Genomic DNA, 1574 nt, shown 5'->3' on the forward strand with positions numbered 1-1574 from the left:
TGTGGCAGCAAGGTTGAAATGTCGCTTGTTGTGCAAAGTTAAAATGTCATCCTGACAGATGCCGAGGCTCATCGACGGGCAGGGCGGAGACCTCGATATCGCAGCTCTGCCCGGCGACAGTGAATAGATCTGTGGCAGCCTGCTCCCGTAGTCTGCGTTCCCTTCGTTCCTCGACCCAGCTGTTGCGCCGCGACGGTTTGCGTGCGCGTTTTTGATAGGCGATGACCTCGCTGTTGGTCTTCACCTTCGGTGCAGGGAGCGGGTCCTGATGGGCCTTGATCAACGACAATACCTCGCCAAGCCGCTTGTTCTCGGTCACCGCTGCATGGGTGACACGCTGATCCTTGTCGAACATTGTGTAGGGTAGGGTGATCCCTCTCCAGCGCATCTCCAGCCGCCCATCGGCAAAGGCGTAGGTGTCGATATATTTACCGACCAGACCACGGGTAATCTCATTCTCCGCCAGCATGATGCGCTTGCGCTCAAAGGAGAATGCCAGTTGCTCTCCGACATAGCGCTGTTCGCGCTTGCACAGGATGTCGCGCAATCTATCGGGAACAACATTGAGCGGCCGGTGCAGATTGTCCGGTCTGATTGGAGCAACACAGAACCTTTCGTTGAACGCGTCCATAAAGCCCGGCAGGAAAGCGTTGCCGCTGACCATGTCCGAGATCCCGGCCAGTCGCAGTTCCTTGACCAGGCGATCCTGCAAGGTGCGGTTGACCCGCTCAACACGGCCTTTCGCCTGGCTCGAATTGGCACACAGTATCTCGATGCTGAGCTCTGATAAGGCTCGCCCGAACTGCGTCATGCCCTGGCCGTTCACGGCTTCCTTCTTGGCCACACGGAACACGGAATGCTTGTCCGAATAGAATGCAACCGGACGCCCATGCGTCTTCAGATAAAGTGCCAAAGCCTCGAAATAGCTGAAGGCGCTCTCCGAGCGCACAAACAAAAGCTGCATCAACGTGCCCGTGGCATCGTCGATAAAGACAAGCAATGTGCATGGATCGCCGCGCTCCTCAAACCAGCGATGATCGCTGCCATCGATCTGAATCAGCTCGCCATAACATTCCCGTCGCAGCCGTGGCTGGCGAAACGTCCGGCGCTGTTTGCGCGATAGCCATAAACCGTCCTTTGCCATCCACTTGCGCAGCGTCTCGCGCGATACCGAAAATCCTTGTTCACAAAGCTTCTCGGCAGCCAGCGTCGGCCCAAAGTCCGCGTAACGTTCCCGCACCACTTGCAGCGCCAGGTCACGCACCCCATCATTGATGCGGTTGTTCGATCGTCGGCCGCGGCTGCGATGACGCAGCGCTGCAGCGCCTTCAAGACAGAAGGTCCGCAGGATCCGCTGCACCTGACGCAGGCTCAGCGACAGCACAATGGCCGCCGAAGCCAGCGTGCGGCGACCTTCAACAACCTCTGACAAAACCTCGATACGATGCAGTTCGCGTTCGCTCATTAAAATCAGTCCCAAAATCCGCATCCCAAATCTCGTTGCAATCAACGAGAAGGTGACACAGCGACGTTTCTACTTTGCAGAAACAGGACATTTTAACTTTGCGGCTACA

Annotated in this window: 1 protein-coding gene; it reads right to left on the reverse strand. The window is 56.9% G+C overall.

What is annotated here, in order from left to right:
* Positions 1-46: 46 nt before the first annotated feature.
* Complete coding sequence (locus J1W56_RS25755; protein ID WP_223616135.1) at positions 47-1480, reverse strand: ISNCY family transposase; 1434 nt, start codon at positions 1478-1480, stop codon at positions 47-49.
* Between the last annotated feature and the right edge of the window lie 94 nt (positions 1481-1574).

This window comes from Phyllobacterium calauticae (assembly GCF_019991125.1).
Taxonomy (GTDB): Bacteria; Pseudomonadota; Alphaproteobacteria; order Rhizobiales; family Rhizobiaceae; genus Phyllobacterium; species Phyllobacterium calauticae.